We start from the raw sequence: 20472 nt of genomic DNA on the forward strand, positions 1-20472 counted from the left end.
CAGATTCCTTTTCTCAACCCGCTTGCTCCCCGTTAATCCTGGGGGCCTCGAACTTTGCCACGCAGTGCTTTGACGGTCGATTTTTGTGATTTAGAAGCCAGACGGCGCTCTTTCGATGCGCGTGTCGGGCGGGTTGCTCGCCGGCTTTTTTGCACTGCCGTTAACTCTTGTATTACCGCCACCAGCCGGGCAAGCGCGGCTTCCCGGTTCATCTCCTGGCTGCGGTACTCCTGCGCCTTGATAATAATGATGCCGTCAGAGGTGATCAGATGATGGCTGGCGGCGAGCAGGCGCTCTTTATAATACTCTGGCAGGCTGGATGCCCGAATGTCAAAGCGCAGATGAATAGCCGTTGAGGTTTTGTTCACATGCTGGCCCCCTGCTCCCTGGGCGCGGATCGCGGTGATCTCCACTTCATGATCGGGCAGGGCGACGGTTCGGGACACTACGATCATGAACGGGACTGCCAGGCTTCCGGATGAATTTCCAGATTATTCTCAGCATCCGACAGCCAGATAGCACCATCCTGAATGGTTGCCTGCAGAATCATGGTTCGACCGGCAAATGCGCTCAGCTTAGCCAGTTGATCATCATCCAGATACCAGACAGACAGGTTGGCAAACTGGGCGCACTTATTCTTGTTCTGCTGCCACCAGATCTCCGCTGCGCGGCTGTTGTAGGTAAAGAGCGCCACTTCAGCAGATTGCGTGCAGGCTTTCTTAATGCGACGCTCATCCGGCAGGCCCAGCTCAATCCAAAGATCGATACCGAGATGATCGTTGAGCAGCCAGGCTTCCGGCTCGTCTTCCGCACTTAACCCGCGGGTAAATTGCAGGCGCTCATTGGCGTACTTAATCCATGCCAGCAGGCGCAGCATCATGCGCTCTTGCGTTTCGGAGGGATGACGCGCCAGCGTCAAGGTCGCATCCAGAAACTGATTGCGGTCTAAATCCGCCACATTGACCGCGGCTTTGTAAATTGTCGCTTTAAGCGCCATGAGAGAACTCCTTTCGAATCAGGTGCGCATTGTAGCGAAATCTCCGCCAAAAGGCTGTTACAGGCTTGAGAATGTCTGCGACATCAACCTGCTGATATTGCTTAAATGAGTATGGTATAGTCACCTTGCTAAACCGAGTTTATCTTCGTAGGCTTAATGGTATCTCACAGTAAAGTCAGTGCGCTGGCAGGAGGGGATGTGGAAAATTATTGTGAGCTAATTCGCAAACGGTATGCGGAGATTGCCAGCGGCGATCTGGGGTATATCCCCGATGCGTTGGGCTGTGTATTGAAAGTTCTGAATGAAATAGCGTCGGATGACACGCTTTCAGAATCGGTCAGAGAAAAAGCAGCGTATGCTGCTGCGAATTTACTGGTGAGCGATTATGTCAATGAATGAAACGTATCAACCCATCAATTGCGATGACTATGACAACCTCGAACTCGCCTGCCAGCATCATTTAGTCCTGACGCTGACGTTAAAAGATGGCGAAGTCCTGAAGGCAAAGGCGAACGATCTGGTCTCCCGTAAAAATGTGGAGTACCTAGTGGTTGAGGACGGCGGCGCAACGCGTGAACTCCGTCTCGATAAAATTGCCAGCTTCAGTCATCCCGAAATCGGCACCGTCGTGGTGAGCGAGTCCTGATCCTGTGTAACGGGCAGCAGGCTGCCCGTTACGCTTTCCACTCCAGCTTTACGCCCGTCTCCGTATCCGCCGCACCTTCCCGCGTGACAAACACGCCCGCAGCCGCCACCAGCGTTTCGCCGTAAAACAGCAGCGGTGTGGCATCCCGACGCCAGGGGGCAACATTAAGCTCCTGCCAGATTTTTTTGATCTTACGTCCCCCGTTTCGCCCGACGATGTGCAGTGTTCCACTGGCCTGAAAGCGTACCGTCACCGGCTCACCGGGCTGCGGCAGACGCAAATTACCTTTCGCGGTGAGACGCAGAACACCCAGCCCTTCCGGCAGCAGCAGGGGGCGATCCGGAGAGGGCCAGTCGATAACCCGATCGGCCAGCGGTGCGTGGCTTTTCACCCACCAGAGCTGCCCCTTAAAACGCCTGATCTCGCCCTCGCCGGAACGCAGTTGCGGTGTTGCATCTTCCCGGGCAAGCGCCACCTCCTCCCAGAGCCGGGTGAGCATGGCGCGCGACGGCATTAATGCCCCATGCGCCGCCAGCCATCTTCGCAGAAGCGCCGCCCGACGCACCGCGCTCATCGCCTCCAGCGGCGCAATAGCCAGTGCTCCGTCTTCGGAAACCAGGGTCGACAGCTCGTCAGCCAGCAGCTCATCAAGCAACTGCTCCTGCTCCGCGCACAGCATGGCGCTTCGGGAGGTAGCCTGCGCGAAATGCGGCCAGCGTTGTGCCAGCAGGGGCACTACGCGCAGACGTAGAAAGTTTCGGTCATAGCTGTCGTCCTGGTTACTTTCATCTTCAATCCAGCGCAACCCGTGATTCTGCGCCCAGCACAGGAGGGATTCACGCGTCTCACCGAGCAGAGGACGAATCTGTTCGGTACCAGCAAAACGCGCCCGCATAGGCATGGCAGACAACCCTGCCGGACCGCTGCCTCGCTTCAACGCCAGCAAAAAGGTTTCACACTGATCGTCCAGGTGTTGCGCCGTGACCAGCGCTTCTCCGGGCAGCAGCGCCTCGCGAAAAGCGGCATAACGCGCCTTACGAGCCTGCGCTTCCAGCCCCAGCCCCTCTTCCGCCAGCCTCACCCGCGTCACGACAAGCGGGATAGCCCATTCGTGGCAAAGTCTTTCGCAGTGCGCAGCCCAGCTGTCGGCATATGGACTCAAACCATGATGAATATGGATAGCGCGCAGTTCGAGACCGGGATCCTGTTCACGCCAGCGAATCAACTGATGCAGCAAAACCGTGGAATCCAGGCCACCGCTAAATCCCACCAGCAGTCGGCGGTATGGTTGGAGGGCGTGCTGAAGATCGGCTGTGGTCATCGTCGTTATTTATGCAGGAAGATGCCCGGCACGTTACCGGGCAATGCTCATAGAGGCAAGCGTTACTGCTGATACAGCTCCAGCGGCAGGCCATCAGGATCGTTGAAGAAGGTGAAGCGTTTTCCGGTGAAGGGGTCGACACGAATGGCTTCACACTTTACACCATGCGCGTCGAGATGCTCCACGGCCTGGTCGATGTCATCCACGCTAAAGGCCAGGTGACGCAAACCGCAGGCTTCCGGTCTGGACGGGCGCGCCGGCGGGAAGGGGAAGGAAAACAGTTCAATGACGTACTGGCCGTTCAGCGCCAGATCGCCCTTCCATGAGTCGCGCTCTTCGCGGTAAAACTCACTTTGCAGAGTAAACCCCAGCGTATCGCAATAAAACGCCTTACTGACGGCGTAGTCGGTGGCAATAATGGCAATATGATGAACCTGCTTTAAGCCCAGCATAGTCTCTCCTTTTTAATGTGCCTGAACGTTATATCCGAACCCCCGTGCCGTGCAAGAGGTCACTGCGCTTTTAAGACCCGTACCCGGTAGATGCCGTTTTCATCCCGTTTGGCCCCGTGAATGTCGGTTTCGAACCCTGGATAGTGACGACCAATCGAGCAGAGCATAAGCAGAAAATCGAGCACCGCCCTGCTCTGCTCGGTGATCATCTCCCCGGGCATCAACAGCGGCACCCCCGGCGGATAGGGCAGGATCATGTTGGCTGAGATCCGCCCGACCAGATCTTCCAGATCGACCGTTTCTACCTCCCCTTTCACCTGGCGCTGCCAGGCATGGTGCGGGGTGAGCTTCATTTCCGGCAGAACGTCGAAAGCCTGCAGCATCAGACGCGGCAGATCGTGCTGGCGGATAAGCTTGTGGATCCCCTGGGCCAGATCCTGAATACGCATGTTGCGGTAGAAATCGGGATCTTCAGCATAGAGATCCGGCAGCATGTTCTTGACCCGCAAATTCAGATCGTAGGCGCGCTTAAACTCCATCAACCCGCGCAGCAAACCCATCGCCCGGGTTTTGTCGATACCGATACTGAACAGGAAAAGCAGATTGTACGGCCCGGTTTTTTCGACCACCACGCCGCGCTCATCAAGGAATTTCGCCACCAGCGCCGCGGGGATCCCCTCTTCACTCATCACTCCCTGCTCGTCCATACCCGGCGTGAGAATGGTGACTTTGACCGGATCAAGGAACATATGATCCTCATCGGCATCGCGGAAACCATGCCAGCTCTCGCCCGGCGCCACCGGCCAGCATTCAGCTTCGTCAATGTCATCCGGCTGCCAGATATCGAAGAACCAGCCGTCGGCTTCATCTTTAAGGCGCTGAACCTCTTTGCGAAAATGCAGGGCGCGCTCAACGGAGCGGTTGATCAGGCGCTTACCGGGATTACCGCGCAGCATCGCCGCCGCAGTTTCAATCGAGGCCACCAGCGGATAGCTGGGCGAGGTGGTGGTGTGCATCATAAAGGCTTCGTTGAAGGTATCTTCATCGTACTCGCCCTTAATGTGGATCAGCGAGGCCTGAGAAAACGCAGCCAGCATTTTGTGCGTGGACTGGGTTTCGAAGAACACTTTACCCGGCAGGCGTTCACCGCTCATCCCGCTCTTTCCGGCATAGATCGGATGGAAATTGGTATAAGGGACCCAGGCAGAATCAAAATGGATGGAAGGCACATCGAGAGTCTGTTTCACCCAGTTGGTGTTGTACAGCAAGCCGTCGTAGGTGGAGTTGGTGATCACCGCGTGAACCGGCCAGCTTGCGCCCGGCACGGCTGCCACTTTGCGCTCTATTGCCGCATGAGAAAATTCCCGGCGCGGGATCCCGCCCAGAATGCCCAGCGCATTGCGGGTCGGTGACAGCCAGAGCGGCACCACGTCACTCATCATCAGCAGGTGCGCCAGAGATTTATGGCAGTTGCGGTCGATCAGTAAAGTGCTGCCGCCCGGCGCGGCGTACATGCCAACGATCTTGTTCGACGTCGAGGTACCGTTGGTCACCATATAGCTCTGCTCGGCACCAAAAGTGCGGGCGATATACTCTTCGGCTTCGAGATGTGGGCCGGTATGATCCAACAGCGATCCCAGCTCCGTCACCGAGATCGACACATCCGCCTTCAGGGTGTTCCCGCCAAAGAAGTCATAGAACAGACAGCCCACCGGGCTTTTCTGATACGCGGTTCCCGCCATATGACCGGGGGTACAGAAGGTGTACTTCCCCTCTTTTACGTAGGTGAAAAGGGCGCGGGTAAACGGCGGGGTAATGGTATCAAGGTACTCACCGGTATATTGCTGAATGCGGGTCGCAATATCCTCGGCCACGCCCAGTGAGTACTCGAAGAACCACAGTGCCATGCGCATATCCTGGGCGCTAATATCCATCGTGGAGTGAGTATTGATAAAGGCGTAAAGCGGCAGGTATTCATTGAGTTGGTTGATGTCGCTGCACAACTCCATATCGTACTCGTCCCAGTCGAAGATGACGCCGCAGATACGGGGGTTATGTTCAATAAACTTCAGTAGATCGGCGCTGTTTTGCGGCCAGATAAGTTGAAACCCGCGCGATGCCAGCGCCTGCTCCAGCTCCTTGATGGGTTCGTCTTTATAAAAGACGCCGTGCGGCCCCATAATGGCAATGATGTTCACGGTTTACCTCCTTAAAAAACATTAGCTAAGCATAGTTGAGGTAAACCATGGACATAAAAAAAGCCGCAACAGGGTGCGGCTTTTAAGATTATTGCGTAGCTTACGCGTAGCCGTAGCTCATCAGACGCTGGTAACGACGGTTCAGCAGATCTTCTTTGCTCAGCACGTCGAGATCAGCGAGGTCAGCCAGCAGCTGCGCCTTCAGGGAGGCGGCCATCACTTCTGGCTTACGATGCGCGCCACCCAATGGTTCCGGGATAACGGTATCGATCAGCTTCAGCTCTTTCAGGCGAGGAGCGATAATGCCCATCGCTTCCGCAGCCATCGGGGCTTTATCGGCGCTTTTCCACAGAATGGAGGCACACCCTTCCGGGGAGATAACGGAATAGGTGCTGTACTGCAGCATATTCACTTTATCGCCCACACCAATGGCCAGCGCGCCACCGGAGCCGCCTTCACCGATAACGGTACAGATAACCGGCACGCTCAGGCGTGACATTTCACGCAGGTTACGGGCAATCGCTTCAGACTGACCACGCTCTTCCGCGCCCACACCAGGATAGGCTCCTGGGGTGTCGATGAAGGTGATGATCGGCATGTTAAAACGCTCGGCCATCTCCATCAGACGCAGGGCTTTACGATAACCTTCTGGTGCTGGCATCCCGAAATTGCGGCGAATTTTTTCTTTGGTTTCGCGCCCTTTCTGGTGGCCAATAATCATCACCGGACGGCCGTCAAGACGCGCAATCCCGCCAACGATAGCTTTATCGTCAGCGTATGCACGGTCACCAGCCAGTTCGTCGAATTCATCAAACGCCAGGCGGACATAATCCAGGGTGTACGGACGCTGAGGATGGCGAGCCAGTTGAGCAACCTGCCATGCGCCGAGATCGGCAAAGATTTTACGCGTCAGTTCTACGCTTTTTTCACGCAGACGATGCACTTCTTCGTCGATGTTAATATCCAGTTTTTCATCCTGACGGCCCACGGCAGTCAGAGAATCGATTTTCGCTTCCAGCTCTGCAATCGGCTGTTCGAAATCAAGGAAATTCAGACTCATAGTATTCCTGTATTAGTCAAACTCCAGTTCCACCTGCTCCGAACCAATGAGGCCACGTAGATCGTTCAGTAAACGATCGCTCGGAGAGACACGCCACGACGCACCAAAGCGCAACCGTGCACGCGCATCCGCCCTCTGATAGTAGAGATGTACTGGAATGGTCCCCGAGCGGTGGGGTTCCAGAGACTGACGGAGTCGGTTTAAAAGCTGGTCATCAATTTGCCTGTCCGTCAGCGAGATAGCAAGCCCGCGAGCATATTTTTCCCGGGCTTCGTCAATGTCCATCACTTCGCGGGCGGTCATTTTAAGTCCCCCGCTGAAGTCATCAAAGCTGACCTGTCCGCTGACGATAAGTATGCGGTCTTTTTCCAGCAGCTGCTGGTATTTATCCAGCGCGTCGGTGAATAACATCACCTCCAGCCGCCCGGAACGGTCATCCAGCGTACAGATGCCGATACGATTGCCGCGTTTGGTGACCATAACCCTCGCAGCAATGACGAGCCCCGCAGCCGTAGTAATCTTACCACGTTCTGTCGGATGCATGTCTTTCAGCCGGTAGCCTCCGACATAGCGCTCAATTTCTTTAATATACTGATTGATCGGATGCCCGGTCAGATACAGGCCTAACGTCTCGCGCTCACCATCCAGCACGGTCTGTTCCGGCCACGGCTGACAGCTGGCATAGGATTGTTCAATCTGCTCCGGCTCTTCTGCCAGCACGCCGAACATATCCGCCTGGCCAATGGCCTCGGCTTTTGAGTGCTGGTCGGCGGCCTTCAGGGCGTCCCCCAGCGAGTTCATCAGCGCCGCGCGATGCGGCCCGAGACGATCGAACGCCCCGGACATAATCAGCTTTTCCAGCACCCGGCGGTTGAGCTTTTTAATATCGGTACGCGCACAGAGGTCAAACAGCTCGCGGAAGTAGCCGCCCTGGTTACGAGCTTCGATGATCGCTTCGATCGGGCCTTCACCCACTCCTTTGATCGCGCCGATGCCGTAGACAATCTCCCCGTCGTCATTGACGTGGAAGTGGTACTGACCGGAGTTGATGTCAGGCGGCAGGATTTTCAGCCCCATGCGCCAGCACTCATCCACCAGCCCGACTACCTTCTCGGTGTTGTCCATATCGGCGGTCATTACCGCGGCCATAAACTCGGCCGGGTAGTGCGCCTTCAGCCACAGCGTCTGATAGGAGACCAGCGCGTAGGCCGCAGAGTGCGATTTGTTAAATCCGTATCCGGCAAATTTCTCTACCAGATCGAAGATCTTCATCGCCAGTTCGCCGTCGATGCCGTTTTTCTTCGCCCCATCTTCAAATATAGAGCGCTGCTTGGCCATCTCTTCCGGCTTTTTCTTACCCATCGCACGACGCAGCATATCCGCGCCGCCGAGGGTGTAGCCGGAGAGCACCTGGGCGATCTGCATGACCTGTTCCTGATACAGGATGATGCCGTAGGTTGGCTCCAGCACCGGCTTCAGGCTTTCATGCTGCCACTGAACATCCGGATAGGAGAGCTCCTCGCGGCCATGCTTACGGTCGATAAAGTTATCTACCATCCCGGACTGCAGCGGCCCCGGACGGAACAGCGCCACCAGCGCGATCATGTCCTCGAAGCAGTCAGGCTGCAGACGTTTGATCAGATCTTTCATGCCGCGGGATTCAAGCTGGAAGACCGCCGTGGTCTCCGAGCGTTGCAGCATGTCGAAACTTTTCTTGTCATCGAGCGGGATCGCGGCGATATCAATCGGCTCCAGGCCCTGCTTGGCCCGGCGCGGGTTGATCATCTTCAACGCCCAGTCGATGATGGTAAGCGTACGCAAGCCGAGGAAGTCAAACTTCACCAGCCCGGCGTATTCCACGTCATTCTTGTCAAACTGGGTGACCGGATGCAGGCCCGATTCATCGCAGTAGAGCGGCGCAAAGTCGGTAATTTTGGTCGGGGCAATGACCACCCCACCGGCGTGTTTACCGGCGTTTCGGGTGACCCCTTCCAGCTTACGCGCCATGTCGATCAGCGCTTTAACCTCTTCATCCGCCTCATAGATTTCCGGCAGCTGCGGCTCCGCTTCGAACGCTTTCGCCAGGGTCATGCCCGGGTCAGGCGGTACCAGCTTCGAGATGCGGTCAACAAAGCCGTACGGATGCCCCAGTACGCGGCCCACGTCGCGGATAACTGCTTTTGCCGCCATGGTACCGAAGGTAATGATCTGCGATACCGCGTCACGACCGTACATGTCTGCCACGTGTTCAATGACCTGGTCGCGTTTCTCCATGCAGAAATCGACGTCAAAGTCAGGCATCGAGACACGTTCCGGGTTGAGGAAGCGTTCGAACAGCAGATCAAATTCCAGCGGATCGAGATCGGTAATTTTCAGCGCATAGGCCACCAGCGATCCGGCACCCGAACCACGGCCCGGCCCTACCGGTACGCCGTTGTCTTTCGACCACTGGATAAACTCCATAACGATCAGGAAGTAGCCGGGGAACCCCATCTGGTTAATCACCTGGAGCTCAACGTCCAGACGCTCGTCATACTCCGGGCGCTTCTCGGCGCGAACGGCCGGATCCGGGAACAGAAACTCAAGTCGCTCTTCCAGACCTTCTTTCGATTTCATGACCAGGAAGTCTTCGGTGGTCATGTCGCCGGTCGGGAACTGCGGCAGGAAGTATTCACCCAGACGGACGGTGACGTTACAGCGCTTGGCGATTTCTACGCTATTCTCCAGCGCTTCCGGGATATCGGAAAACAGCTCGCACATCTCCTCTTCGCTGCGCATGTACTGCTGCGGCGAATAGTTACGCGGGCGTTTGGGATCGTCGAGGGTAAAACCATCGTGAATGGCAACGCGAATTTCATGGGCGTCAAAATCATCAGCGTTGATGAAGCGCACATCGTTGGTGGCAACCACCGGCAGGCCCTGCTCTTCCGCCAGGGCGACCGCGGCGTGCAGATAGCTCTCTTCATCAGGACGACCGGTGCGGATCAGCTCCAGGTAGAAGCGATCCGGGAAATACTCTTTATAAAAATCGACGCACTGCTCCACCAGGGCGGTGTTGCCGCGCAGCAGGCATCGGCCTACGTCGCCCATACGCCCGCCGGAGATCAGCAGCAGCCCCTCATTCAGCTCCGCCAGCCACGCGCGATCGATCCACGGGCCCTGCGGGCCGTAGCCGCGCTGATAGGCACGGGAGATGAGCAGCGTCAGGTTTTGATAGCCGGTATTGTTCAGCGCCAGGACGGTAATTTGCGTCATTTCATCGGCGAGAAGCTCGCTCTGTACGTGAAAATCAGCACCAATTACCGGCTTCATCCCGGCACCGTGCGCCGTTCCGTAGAACTTCACCAGACCGCACAGGTTAGTGAAGTCGGTGATCGCCAGCGCAGGCATGCCAAGCGAGGCCGCCTTTTTCACCAGCGGCCCGGTCTTCGCCAGCCCATCAATCATGGAATAGTCGCTGTGCACCCGCAGGTGTACGAAACGTGGTTCAGCCATCTTCAGATTCCGCGTTACTTATTGGCGTCTTGATTCAGGACATTAGTCCCAGTGCGCGTTTCACCGGTCCAAAACTGCGGCGATGATGTTCAGTTGCGCCGTGTTCAGCCAGTCTTTCCAGATGGAAAGCGGTAGGATACCCCTTATGCTGGGCAAAACCATACTGGGGAAATGTGAGATCCAGCGCGGCCATTTCAGCATCGCGCGTGACTTTAGCAATGATCGAAGCGGCGCTAATTTCCGCTACCCGGCTGTCGCCTTTTACTACCGCCAGCGACGGCATGGGCAGCGCAGGACAACGATTACCGTCGATCAGCACATACTCTGGCACCACGCTCAGCCCGGCGACGGCACGCTGCATCGCCAGCATGGTGGCATGCAGAATATTTAGCTCGTCGATCTCATGCGGTTCCGCCCGTCCGACACTCCAGGCCAGCGCTTTCTCTTTAATTTCATCGTACAGCGCCAGGCGGCGCTTCTCGGATAATTTCTTCGAGTCATTCAGACCGATAATTGGACGAGCAGGATCGAGGATCACCGCGGCAGTCACCACTGCGCCCACCAGCGGCCCACGCCCTACTTCATCCACCCCCGCCACCAGATGGGCGTGAGGGTAAACAAATTCCATCATTTAGCTAGCTCCAGCACCGCGTCAGCCGCCTGCTCATCGGCATTACAGCGGATTTGCTGATGCAGTTCCCGGAAGGTGTCATGCATTTCATGGCTGGTTTTACCGTTAGCCAGCAGCGGCAGCAGCGCAGCGGCTAATGCCTGCGGCTGGCACTCATCCTGCAGCAACTCTTTCACCAGCTCGCGTCGGGCAAGCAGGTTCGGCAGGGAGACGTAATCCGTTTTCACCAGCCGTTTCGCCAGCCAGAAGGTGAACGGCTTCATACGATAACCCACCACCATCGGGCATTTCGCCAGCATGCACTCCAGCGCAGCGGTACCTGATGCCAGCAACGCGGCATCGCTGGCGACCATCGCCTCACGGCCTTTGCCATCCAACAGATGGACATGCAGATCGGGGGCGACTTCCGCCTTAATACGCTCGAACTGCTCCCGGCGTTTGGCATTCACCAGCGGCACGACCACTTCCAGGTCAGGGTAAGTCTGACGCAGAATTTGCGCAGTTTTCAGAAAATCAGCGCTGAGCATTTCGACTTCTGCGCCGCGGCTCCCCGGCAACAGCGCCAGGCAGTGGGCATCATGTGAAATACCCAGCAGGTCACGTGCACCATTTTTATCGGGATCCAGCGGCATGGCGTCGGCCATGGTATGGCCGATAAAGCGGCACGGAACGTTGAATTTATCGTAAAACGCTTTTTCGAAAGGCAGGAAGGCTAATACCAGATTCGTCGATCTGCCTATTTTGAAAACGCGTTTCTGTCGCCACGCCCAGACGGACGGACTGACGTAATGGATGGTTTTGATCCCCTGTTTTTTCAGATTACCTTCAAGGGTAATGTTGAAGTCAGGCGCATCAATGCCCACGAATACATCGGGCTTAAGTTCGGTAAAACGACGCGTCAGATCGGCGCGAATATGCAGCAACCGGCGCAGGCGACCCAGTACCTCGACGATGCCCATCACCGCCAGCTCTTCCATTTCGTACCAGGCTTCGCAGCCTTCAGCCTGCATCAATGGGCCAGCAACGCCGACAAAGCGCGCGTTGGGAACGCGCGCTTTGAGCGCTCGAATCAGACCTGCACCAAGAATATCGCCGGAGGTTTCTCCGGCGACGAGGGCGATCGTAAGCGGGCGACTATCGACCATTAACGAATCAGACCACGGGTTGAGCGTGCGAAGAACTCCACAAACGCGTTCACCTCAGGATACTGCTTCGCCAGTTCGGCAATTTCCGGCTTAGCCTCTTCCAGCGTTTTACCGTTACGGTACAACTGCTTGTAAGCGTTGCGGATAGCCATAATCGCTTCACGGCTAAAACCGCGACGCTTAAGGCCTTCGATGTTGACGCCAAACGGCGTCGCATGGTTACCCTGCGCAATCACATACGGCGGAACGTCCTGCGCCACGCCGGAGCAGCCGCCAACCATCACGTGCGCACCAATGATGCAGAACTGATGGACAGCGGTCATGCCGCCAATGATTGCAAAATCATCAACTGATACGTGCCCCGCCAGCGTTGCATTGTTGGCGAGAATGCAGCGGTCACCCACGGTACAGTCATGCGCGATATGCGCGTTGACCATAAACAGGTTATCGCTGCCCACCTTCGTCAACTCACCGCCCTGTACTGTGCCACGATGAATGGTGACGCTTTCGCGAATGCGGTTACGATCGCCAATTTCCACACGGGTTGGTTCGCCAGCATATTTCAGATCCTGGTTAACTTCACCGATGGAGGCGAACTGATAGATCACGTTATCGCGGCCAATAGTCGTATGACCATTCACAACGACGTGAGATTTCAGTACGGTACCCTCACCAATTTCGACATGGGGTCCAACAATACAGAATGGACCAATGTGGACGTTAGCACCGATAACGGCACCCTCTTCCACAATGGCGGTTGGATGAATAAAGGCGGTTTTATCAATCACGTATCAGGCCTCCCGGCTACGCGCACACATCATGGTAGCTTCGCAAACAACCTTGCCGTCAACCAGAGCTACGCCTTTGAAGCGAGTCAGGCCGCGACGCGTTTTTTCAAAAGTCACTTCCATGATCATCTGATCACCAGGCACAACCGGGCGCTTGAAGCGCGCTTCGTCGATACCTGCGAAGTAATAGAGCTCACCCGGCTCCAGTTTACCAACGCTTTTAAACGCCAGAATACCGGTAGCCTGAGCCATCGCTTCCAGGATCAATACGCCCGGGAAGATAGGCTTCCCAGGGAAATGCCCCTGGAAGAATGGCTCGTTTACAGAAACATTTTTCACTGCGCGCAGAAAACGACCTTCTTCAAAATCCAGCACACGGTCTACCAACAAAAACGGGTAGCGGTGCGGCAGAAGTTCTAAAATCTCTTCAATATGCAGAGTATGAGTGTCAGTAGTCAAAATACTCTTCCTGTCAAAATATCTGAATGGCAATAATAACACGGCCTGCCGGTTTATAAGAAAGCCGACAGGCCGGGAAGTGTGCGTTAAACGGATGAACGCTTAGTCTTGTTGATCGATTTTGCGCTCAATGGCCTTGAGGCGCTTGCTCATATCATCAATATTCATCACCAGGGCTGCAGTCTTACGCCACACCTTGTTAGGCTGCAACGGAATGCCTGAAGAGTAGACGCCCGGTTCGGTGATTGGACGCATAACCATGCCCATACCGGTAACCGTAACCTTATCGCATATTTCCATATGCCCGTTAATGACGCTGGCGCCGCCAATCATACAGTAACGGCCAATCTTCAGGCTGCCCGCCATAATAACGCCACCGGCAACCGCAGTATTGTCGCCAATCACAACGTTATGTGCAATCTGGCACTGGTTATCGATGATAACACCATTACCGATAATCGTGTCATCAAGCGCACCACGGTCAATAGTCGTGCATGCACCGATTTCGACGCGATCGCCGATGATCACCCGGCCAAGCTGCGGGATCTTAACCCAGTTACCACGATCGTTGGCATAACCGAAACCATCCGAACCGATAACGGTACTGGACTGGATCAGGCAGTTTTCGCCAATTTCGATCTCATGATAAACAGAGACATTGGCCCACAGGCGAGAGCCTGCACCAATTTTTGTTTTTTTACCGACGAAGCAACCGGCACCGATGACCACGTTATCGCCCAGCACGACGTCTGATTCGATAACCGCATTTGCACCAATTGATACGTTGTTACCCAGCTGCGCCGTCGGGTCAATCACCGCACTGGGTGCGATGTTTTGCGCCGGCTGCGGCGTGGTATCCAGAATTTGTGCCATACGGGCATACGTCAGGTAGGGGTTTTTCACTACCAGCGCAGCACCTGCGGCAAACGGCAAATCGTCCTGCGTCATGACGACAGCAGACGCCTGGCAAAGCGCCAGATGTTCACGGTACTTAGGGCTTACCATGAAGGTGATATTGCCTGCTTTAGCAGATTGCATGGACGCAACAGCGGTGATGACGATATCGCCATCACCGTGTAATTCTGCATCCAACTGCTGAGCTAAATCAGCGAGTCGAATTGAAGGCATTACTTATTTAACCTGTTTCAGGACATCAGCGGTGATGTCTTTAACATCGCTGCTGTTGAATGCAACGGCGTTGGCATCAACAACCAGATCGATGCTCTGATCGGCAGCTACAGCTTTCACAGCGGACTGGATACGGGTAACCAGCTTGCCGCGCTCTTCGTTAGAACGACGTTGACGATCCTGCTCAAAAGCTTGCGCTTTCTGAGAGAAAGTCTGACGCTGAGCCATTACGTCTTTTTCCAGTTTGCTACGTTCGCTCGCTTTCATGGTAGAACCATCGCGCTGCAGACGCTGCATTTTGGATTGCAGATCGTTTTCCATACCCTGCAGTTCGCTTGCACGGCCTTTGAACTCGCTCTCCAGCTTGGCAGAAACACCTGTTTTCTGCGCAACCTGCTGGAACAAGTTACCCATATTGACGATTGCAATTTTGTCCGCTGCCTGAGCAGAAGTTGCCATCGCTAAACCGAGACCTGCAGCTAATAACCACTTTTTCACAATTAACTCCTTACCATCCCATTGGCACCCGAAGGTACCGTTCTTTGCGTGGCAAGGCGATCCTGCGATCGCCAGTTGTCAGCGCTACACTGCCAACGCATTCCTTTGCGACGGACAATTACCAGGTTTTACCAATGTTAAACTGGAACTGCTCCGCCTTGTCTCCATCATATTTCTTAAACGGCTGGGCGTAAGAGAAGACCAACGGCCCCAGCGGTGACATCCATTGTAGTGCGAGACCCGCAGACATACGAATATTGCTCGGATCGCTGTAGTCCGGAATACCTGCAGCCCTGGTCGCACTGGTATTTTCCCAGTTAGTATCCCATACGGTACCCGCATCCAGGAAGAAGGAGGTACGAACGGAGTTGGCATACTTATCGCTGATAAACGGCGTAGGGGTAATAAACTCCAGGCTGGCAACACCCATGGCGTTACCACCAACTGCATCATCAGAGCTACAAACGTTTGTATTGCCAGAACCATCTGTGGCTGGTTTGTCGCAGTTATCTTCGTCGTTACCGCCGTAGTAAGCTGCTTTCGGACCAATGTTGTTGGACTGGAAGCCACGTACGGTACTTGAGCCACCGGCGTAGAAGTTTTCATAGAATGGCAGCTCTTTGCCACCTAAACCATCGCCATAACCCCAACGCGTACGGCCCAGAACCACCCATTTATGGTCTTCATCGATCGGGAAGTAGGACGCGGTATCCAGCGTAACCTTGTAGAACTCGTTATCCGAGCCCGGAATGGTCACTTTACCGTTCAGGTTGACGCGCGAACCTTCGGTCGGGAAGAAACCACGGTCGAGACGGTTGTACGTCCAGCCATAGTTAAAGGTGAAGTCATCGGCAGCAAAGCCGTTGTCATCACCGGACTTGCTCGCCGACTGCCCGATAGAGTCCAGATAACGCCACATTGCCACCTGCGGTTGCATGTTGGACAGGTCGTTATGGACGTAACCTAAGCCCGCACGCAGGGTGTTATATTCGTTAACCGGGAAGCCGAGCGTACCATCAACGCCGTAGCTTTTGTTGGTATACGAAGACAGGTCCGCATCATCCGCTTTAAAGTCGTTATAGAAGATACGACCGCCCAGACTCACACCATCCACGGTGAAGTAAGGGTTAGTCACGGAGAGCTCAGAGTAAGTCTGGTAGTCGTTCTTGGTACCGTTGATACCCACGGAGTAGCCCGTACCTAACCAGTTATCCTGCTGTACACCCACCTGGAAGCTAACGCCACTCTCTGTGCCGTAACCGACACCAAAGTTAAAGCTACCGGTGTTACGCTCTTTCACCTTATAGACCACGTCGACCTGATCCGGTTTACCTGGCACACGCTGGGTGTCGGTATCCACCGTTTCGAAGTAACCCAGACGGTTCAGACGCTCTTTACCCTGATCAACCAGGTCGCTGCCCAGCCACGCCCCTTCCATCTGGCGCATTTCGCGGCGCAGGACAGAATCTTTGGAGGTATCGTTACCCTCAAAGCGGATCTTACGCACGTAGAAACGGTTACCCGCATCGACGTTTACGTGTAGCTTAACGGTTTTATCCGTATCGTTGATTTCAGGCTGGGTCTGAACGCGCGGGTAAGCGTAACCATAACGGCCGAGCAGCTTTTTAATGCCGTCTTCCATTTTGGTGACTTTGGAACCGCTATAGAGTTCACCCGGCTGCAGTTTGGTCAGGCTCTCAATCTCCGCAGAATGGCCCGCGAGGTTACCGCTTACTTCAACGCCCGAAAGCGTATATTTATCGCCTTCAGTGATGTTAACGGTAATGTAGATGCCTTTCTTGTCCGGAGTCAGACTGACCTGAGTCGAGTCAATGTTGAAACGGGCGTAACCGCGATCCAGATAGTAGCTGCGCAGGGTTTCGAGGTCACCCGCCAGTTTCTGTTTCTGGTATTTGCGATCGCCGACAACGTTCCACCACGGCACTTCATCACGCAGCTGGAACGTTGAGATCAGTTCATCGGTGCTGAATGCATGGTTACCAACGATGTTGATCTGCTGAATCTTCGCGGAAACACCTTCCTGGAAGACCAGTTTCAGATCGACACGGTTACGCGGCAGCGGCGTAACAACCGCTTTCACGCTGGCGCTGTATTTACCGACGCTGTAGTAGAAATCTTCCAGCCCTTTCTCGATATCAGAAAGGGTGGTGCGATCCAGGGATTCGCCAACGCGAACGCCAGAGGCCTCAAGGTTCTGCTTGAGCATATCGTCTTTCACCGACTTGTTGCCGGAGAAGGTGATGCTCGCAATTGTCGGGCGCTCTTTCACCTGAACCAGTAGCGTATCACCATCGCGCAGAACGCGAACGTCCTCAAAGTTGCCAGTGGCAAACAGGGCGCGAATGGTATTACTAATGTCTTCATCATTAACCGTGTCGCCTGGGCGCACTGGCATACTGAGGAGGGCCGCACCAACGGCGACTCGCTGAAGGCCTTCGAAATGAATATCTCTCACTACGAACCCGTCAGCACCGTATACGGTCGCGCTGCTAAACAGCAGCGACGCTATGAGCAACTTTTTCATCGCCATCGTTATTATGCGTTCTTCCTAACACTCTCTTACAACCGAGAGAAATCATTGAAAAGTGCAAGCCCCATTAACAGCACCAGTAAAATCGAACCAATGCGATAACTAAAGTCTTGAACTCGCTCGGATACCGGCCCGCCTTTTAGCTTCTCTATCGCTAAAAACAGCAGATGGCCCCCGTCTAAAACGGGAAGTGGGAACAGGTTGATTATCCCGAGGTTCACGCTGATGAGCGCAAGAAACATCAGATAGTAAATCACCCCGAACTCTGCTGACATCCCAGCCCCCTGAGCGATCGAGATCGGCCCACTGAGGTTGTTCAGTTTTACATCACCGGTAATCAATTTCCCCAGCATCTGCACGGTCAGCTTCATCAGTTGCCATGTTTTATCCGTGGCTTCAAGGATGGCGCTGAACGGCCCATACTGGCGTATTGTCTTGTACTCATCAGGCAGCGGGATCACTTTAGGCACCACGCCTGCGAACCCTTCAGCCTTTCCGCCGCCCGGCTTGGTATCCGGAATCAACGTTAAGGAGAGCGGACTCCCCTGCCTTTCTATCTCCAGCGCCAGCGGCGTTCCTGGATTATCACGCACCAGAGTAACAAAGGTCATCCATTGCGTTAAAGGCTGACCATCGACTTTAACGATCCTGTCGCCAGCTTGCAAACCTGCTTTACGCGCTGCTGAATCAGTCTGGACTTCAGCCAGTACCGGTTCAATCTGCGCGCTGCGCGGCCGGATACCTAATGCCGCAACAGGATCTTCTTTATCCGGCTCAAAGGTCCAGTGGCGCAAATCCAGAATTTTATTCTGACGCTGCTCTGAACCGAAAGATGACACACTAACGGTGGTTCTCTCATCACCAATTTTGGCGACCAGTTGCAACCGAACGGCATCCCAGTCAGGGGTTTCGATGCCATCAATTGCTTTAAGTTCCATCCCCGGATTAATTTGCGCGCTTGCCGCGATGGAGTTGGGTGTAATTTCACCAACAACCGGACGAACGCCAGGGACACCGATGATAAACACCAGCCAGTAAGCAAAGACAGCAAAGATGAAATTTGCAACCGGACCGGCAGCAATGATAGCGGCGCGCTGACCAACAGTTTTGTTGTTGAACGCGTAGTGGCGCATTTCAGGGGCAACCGACTCTACGCGTTCATCCAGCATCTTGACGTAGCCGCCTAAAGGGATGAGGGCAATAACAAATTCTGTGCCGTGGCGATCGGTACGACGCCAGAGCGCTTTACCAAAGCCAATGGAAAAGCGCTCAACACGCACGCCACAGCGCCGAGCAACCCAGAAATGGCCAAATTCATGCACCGTGATAAGTACACCCAGTGCAACAATGAATGCCGCCAGATTCCAGAGAATGCTAAGCATAAAACCTTCCGTTAAATCGTCCCAAACACCAGCAAAAACAGGCAGGCAAACACGGGTACTGCCGCCGTCAGGCTGTCTATGCGATCCAGGATACCACCGTGCCCTGGAATGAGATTGCCACTGTCTTTGATCCCTGCTTCACGCTTAAACATACTCTCGGTCAAATCACCCAGCACGGAAGCCAGCGCTGCGACAATTGAACAGACCAATAATGTTGCCGGTGCGACCTCGAGGTTGGCCCATACGCCGTAACCCCAGGAGATAATCGCCGCCGTAAACAGACCGCCGATAAAGCCCTGCCAGGTTTTACCCGGAGAGACTTTCGGGGCCAGCTTATGTTTGCCAAACAGTTTACCAAACATATAGGCGCCAGAGTCAGCCCCCCAGACGAGAATCATGACATAAAGCAGCCATAACGCGCCGCTGTATGGGTTATCGTCGTAGTGCCAGGTGCGGAGGGCAAGCATTCCCCAGAAGAAAGGAACGATGGTAAATAGCCCAAAGCAGAGGCGCAGCACTTTCGAGTTACGCCACAGCGAGGCAGAGCCCGGATAGAAGAGCACCAGCAGCAACGCTGCCAGCCACCATCCCAGCGAAAGCCAGAGCGAACCTGCAATGATCGGTTGATGGATATTGTGATGGTACTCTGGCAGCATGAAGAGCATCAGCGCCAGCATCAGGCCGCACAGCACCGCCAGCCATACCCGCTGGGAACGAGAGGTAAAGCCGCTAAGCTGTCCCCATTCCCACGCCGCCAGCATGCAAACGACCAGTGTGACAATCGCAAATCCCACCGGAGGCAGTAAAAACAGCGCCGCGATGACAACAGGTATTAAAACAAACGCAGAAATCAGGCGATACTTCAGCAAAAGCTACCCCCATCAGGCGTTTTCGCCACCAGGCTCGGTACCACCGAAACGACGCTCTCGATTGGCAAAGGCATGCAGCGCACCTTCAAAGTCTTGTTCATCAAAATCGGGCCAAAGAACATCTGTAAAGTAAAGTTCGGCATAGGCAATTTGCCACAGCAAAAAGTTACTGATGCGATGTTCTCCCCCTGTCCTAATTACTAAATCCACGGGTGTCAGTTCACTCATGCAGATTTGCTTGCTCAGCGCCTCTTCATCAATCTGGTCCGGCCTTAAGAGCCCTTCCTGAACCTGTTCAGCCAAATGCCGCACACCCTGGACAATATCCCAACGTCCGCCATAATTCGCAGCGATATTGAGCGTTAAGCCGGTATTTTGCCCGGTCAACGCCTCCGCTTTACGAATGCGTTCCTGCAGACGTGAGTTAAAACGACTGGTATCGCCGATAATACGCAGGCGAACGTTGTGGCGGTGCAGGCTTTTTACTTCGCTGTCTAGCGCCCACACAAACAATTCCATCAACGCGCTAACTTCCTGCGCAGGTCGATTCCAGTTTTCACTGCTGAAAGCATAGAGCGTTAACGCGTCAATGCCGTTATTGGCGGCAAAAGAAACCGCGCGGCGCACAGATTTCGCCCCAGCTTTATGCCCAAAGGCTCGGATCTTCCCTTGTCTTTTCGCCCAGCGGCCATTGCCATCCATGATGATTGCTACATGACGACAGCCATGAGCCGGCAAGTTTTCGCTTATTGGTTGGTTCGCAGACAACATAACGCGTTTTTGGTCCCTGAAAGGATTTAACGGTACTCAGGAATACTGAAGCCTTTACGTAAAAAAGCCGTGTCATACCAC

At 54.7% G+C, this 20472-nt stretch carries 19 protein-coding genes; 2 read left to right on the top strand and 17 right to left on the bottom strand.

Annotated elements, in window-relative coordinates; all coding sequences use genetic code 11:
- Nucleotides 1-32: 32 nt before the first annotated feature.
- Both arfB and DVA43_RS13540 read right to left on the bottom strand, forming a co-directional pair.
- A complete protein-coding gene (arfB, locus tag DVA43_RS13535; protein WP_103178353.1) occupies nucleotides 33-455 on the bottom strand; it encodes an alternative ribosome rescue aminoacyl-tRNA hydrolase ArfB in 423 nt (140 codons plus the stop codon).
- The gene (locus DVA43_RS13540) at nucleotides 452-997 is read right to left on the bottom strand and encodes a YaeQ family protein (protein ID WP_103178352.1); all 546 of its coding nucleotides are present in this window, start codon (nucleotides 995-997) and stop codon (nucleotides 452-454) included. Before DVA43_RS13540 ends, arfB begins: the two co-directional genes overlap by 4 nt.
- A 198-nt stretch (nucleotides 998-1195) precedes the next feature.
- Here DVA43_RS13540 and DVA43_RS13545 point away from each other — a divergent pair, with 198 nt between their 5' ends.
- Both DVA43_RS13545 and rof read left to right on the top strand, forming a co-directional pair.
- Entirely contained in the window at nucleotides 1196-1396 is a 201-nt protein-coding gene (locus DVA43_RS13545; RefSeq protein WP_114315850.1) for a YaeP family protein, read from the top strand.
- Nucleotides 1383-1643 (top strand): Rho-binding antiterminator, encoded by a 261-nt coding sequence (gene rof, locus DVA43_RS13550; protein ID WP_032616633.1) that lies wholly within the window; start codon nucleotides 1383-1385, stop codon nucleotides 1641-1643. Before DVA43_RS13545 ends, rof begins: the two co-directional genes overlap by 14 nt.
- Before the next feature lie 28 nt (nucleotides 1644-1671).
- On the opposite strand, the gene tilS is transcribed toward rof, so the two are convergent.
- The 15 genes from tilS to ispU all read right to left on the bottom strand — a co-directional run bounded on the left by tilS (nucleotide 1672) and on the right by ispU (nucleotide 20391).
- The gene (gene tilS / locus DVA43_RS13555) at nucleotides 1672-2964 is read right to left on the bottom strand and encodes a tRNA lysidine(34) synthetase TilS (protein WP_114315851.1); all 1293 of its coding nucleotides are present in this window, start codon (nucleotides 2962-2964) and stop codon (nucleotides 1672-1674) included.
- A 62-nt stretch (nucleotides 2965-3026) separates the two neighbouring features.
- Entirely contained in the window at nucleotides 3027-3416 is a 390-nt protein-coding gene (locus DVA43_RS13560; RefSeq protein ID WP_114315852.1) for a VOC family protein, read from the bottom strand.
- A gap of 59 nt (nucleotides 3417-3475) precedes the next feature.
- Nucleotides 3476-5614, bottom strand: a complete 2139-nt coding sequence (locus DVA43_RS13565; protein WP_114315853.1) for a lysine decarboxylase LdcC — start codon at nucleotides 5612-5614, stop codon at nucleotides 3476-3478.
- A gap of 100 nt (nucleotides 5615-5714) precedes the next feature.
- Nucleotides 5715-6674, bottom strand: a complete 960-nt coding sequence (gene accA, locus DVA43_RS13570; protein ID WP_103178346.1) for an acetyl-CoA carboxylase carboxyl transferase subunit alpha — start codon at nucleotides 6672-6674, stop codon at nucleotides 5715-5717.
- A gap of 12 nt (nucleotides 6675-6686) precedes the next feature.
- A complete protein-coding gene (gene dnaE / locus DVA43_RS13575) occupies nucleotides 6687-10169 on the bottom strand; it encodes a DNA polymerase III subunit alpha (protein ID WP_103178345.1) in 3483 nt (1160 codons plus the stop codon).
- Between the two features lie 34 nt (nucleotides 10170-10203).
- The gene (gene rnhB, locus DVA43_RS13580) at nucleotides 10204-10800 is read right to left on the bottom strand and encodes a ribonuclease HII (RefSeq protein WP_103823304.1); all 597 of its coding nucleotides are present in this window, start codon (nucleotides 10798-10800) and stop codon (nucleotides 10204-10206) included.
- Entirely contained in the window at nucleotides 10797-11945 is a 1149-nt protein-coding gene (gene lpxB, locus DVA43_RS13585; protein WP_103178343.1) for a lipid-A-disaccharide synthase, read from the bottom strand. Before lpxB ends, rnhB begins: the two co-directional genes overlap by 4 nt.
- The gene (lpxA, locus tag DVA43_RS13590) at nucleotides 11945-12733 is read right to left on the bottom strand and encodes an acyl-ACP--UDP-N-acetylglucosamine O-acyltransferase (protein ID WP_114315854.1); all 789 of its coding nucleotides are present in this window, start codon (nucleotides 12731-12733) and stop codon (nucleotides 11945-11947) included. Before lpxA ends, lpxB begins: the two co-directional genes overlap by 1 nt.
- A 3-nt stretch (nucleotides 12734-12736) precedes the next feature.
- Nucleotides 12737-13192, bottom strand: a complete 456-nt coding sequence (fabZ, locus tag DVA43_RS13595) for a 3-hydroxyacyl-ACP dehydratase FabZ (protein WP_007373234.1) — start codon at nucleotides 13190-13192, stop codon at nucleotides 12737-12739.
- A gap of 102 nt (nucleotides 13193-13294) precedes the next feature.
- The gene (lpxD, locus tag DVA43_RS13600) at nucleotides 13295-14320 is read right to left on the bottom strand and encodes a UDP-3-O-(3-hydroxymyristoyl)glucosamine N-acyltransferase (RefSeq protein WP_103823301.1); all 1026 of its coding nucleotides are present in this window, start codon (nucleotides 14318-14320) and stop codon (nucleotides 13295-13297) included.
- A gap of 3 nt (nucleotides 14321-14323) precedes the next feature.
- Nucleotides 14324-14818: a molecular chaperone Skp gene (gene skp, locus DVA43_RS13605; RefSeq protein ID WP_103178340.1), complete on the bottom strand. Its 495-nt coding sequence runs from the start codon at nucleotides 14816-14818 to the stop codon at nucleotides 14324-14326.
- 118 nt (nucleotides 14819-14936) lie between these two features.
- Nucleotides 14937-17369 carry an outer membrane protein assembly factor BamA gene (gene bamA, locus DVA43_RS13610; RefSeq protein ID WP_114315855.1) on the bottom strand — a complete coding sequence of 811 codons (2433 nt, stop codon included), beginning with the start codon at nucleotides 17367-17369 and terminating at the stop codon, nucleotides 14937-14939.
- A gap of 29 nt (nucleotides 17370-17398) precedes the next feature.
- Nucleotides 17399-18751, bottom strand: coding sequence for a sigma E protease regulator RseP (gene rseP / locus DVA43_RS13615; RefSeq protein WP_114315856.1), 1353 nt, complete (start codon nucleotides 18749-18751; stop codon nucleotides 17399-17401).
- Nucleotides 18752-18762: 11 nt separating this feature from the next.
- Nucleotides 18763-19620 carry a phosphatidate cytidylyltransferase gene (gene cdsA / locus DVA43_RS13620; protein WP_039030306.1) on the bottom strand — a complete coding sequence of 286 codons (858 nt, stop codon included), beginning with the start codon at nucleotides 19618-19620 and terminating at the stop codon, nucleotides 18763-18765.
- 12 nt (nucleotides 19621-19632) lie between these two features.
- Nucleotides 19633-20391 (bottom strand): (2E,6E)-farnesyl-diphosphate-specific ditrans,polycis-undecaprenyl-diphosphate synthase, encoded by a 759-nt coding sequence (ispU, locus tag DVA43_RS13625; protein ID WP_103178336.1) that lies wholly within the window; start codon nucleotides 20389-20391, stop codon nucleotides 19633-19635.
- Nucleotides 20392-20472 lie beyond the last annotated feature (81 nt).

The sequence above is a fragment of the Leclercia sp. W6 genome, assembly GCF_003336345.1.
GTDB lineage: Bacteria > Pseudomonadota > Gammaproteobacteria > Enterobacterales > Enterobacteriaceae > Enterobacter.

What these genes read in the sequence shown, in the direction of transcription:
- arfB (WP_103178353.1), bottom strand. Translation starts at nt 455, where the DNA reads ATGATCGTAGTGTCCCGAACCGTCGCCCTGCCCGATCATGAAGTGGAG.
- DVA43_RS13540 (WP_103178352.1), bottom strand. Translation starts at nt 997, where the DNA reads ATGGCGCTTAAAGCGACAATTTACAAAGCCGCGGTCAATGTGGCGGAT.
- rof (WP_032616633.1), top strand. Translation starts at nt 1,383, where the DNA reads ATGTCAATGAATGAAACGTATCAACCCATCAATTGCGATGACTATGAC.
- tilS (WP_114315851.1), bottom strand. Translation starts at nt 2,964, where the DNA reads ATGACCACAGCCGATCTTCAGCACGCCCTCCAACCATACCGCCGACTG.
- DVA43_RS13560 (WP_114315852.1), bottom strand. Translation starts at nt 3,416, where the DNA reads ATGCTGGGCTTAAAGCAGGTTCATCATATTGCCATTATTGCCACCGAC.
- accA (WP_103178346.1), bottom strand. Translation starts at nt 6,674, where the DNA reads ATGAGTCTGAATTTCCTTGATTTCGAACAGCCGATTGCAGAGCTGGAA.
- dnaE (WP_103178345.1), bottom strand. Translation starts at nt 10,169, where the DNA reads ATGGCTGAACCACGTTTCGTACACCTGCGGGTGCACAGCGACTATTCC.
- rnhB (WP_103823304.1), bottom strand. Translation starts at nt 10,800, where the DNA reads ATGATGGAATTTGTTTACCCTCACGCCCATCTGGTGGCGGGGGTGGAT.
- lpxB (WP_103178343.1), bottom strand. Translation starts at nt 11,945, where the DNA reads ATGGTCGATAGTCGCCCGCTTACGATCGCCCTCGTCGCCGGAGAAACC.
- lpxD (WP_103823301.1), bottom strand. Translation starts at nt 14,320, where the DNA reads ATGCCTTCAATTCGACTCGCTGATTTAGCTCAGCAGTTGGATGCAGAA.
- bamA (WP_114315855.1), bottom strand. Translation starts at nt 17,369, where the DNA reads ATGGCGATGAAAAAGTTGCTCATAGCGTCGCTGCTGTTTAGCAGCGCG.
- rseP (WP_114315856.1), bottom strand. Translation starts at nt 18,751, where the DNA reads ATGCTTAGCATTCTCTGGAATCTGGCGGCATTCATTGTTGCACTGGGT.
- ispU (WP_103178336.1), bottom strand. Translation starts at nt 20,391, where the DNA reads ATGTTGTCTGCGAACCAACCAATAAGCGAAAACTTGCCGGCTCATGGC.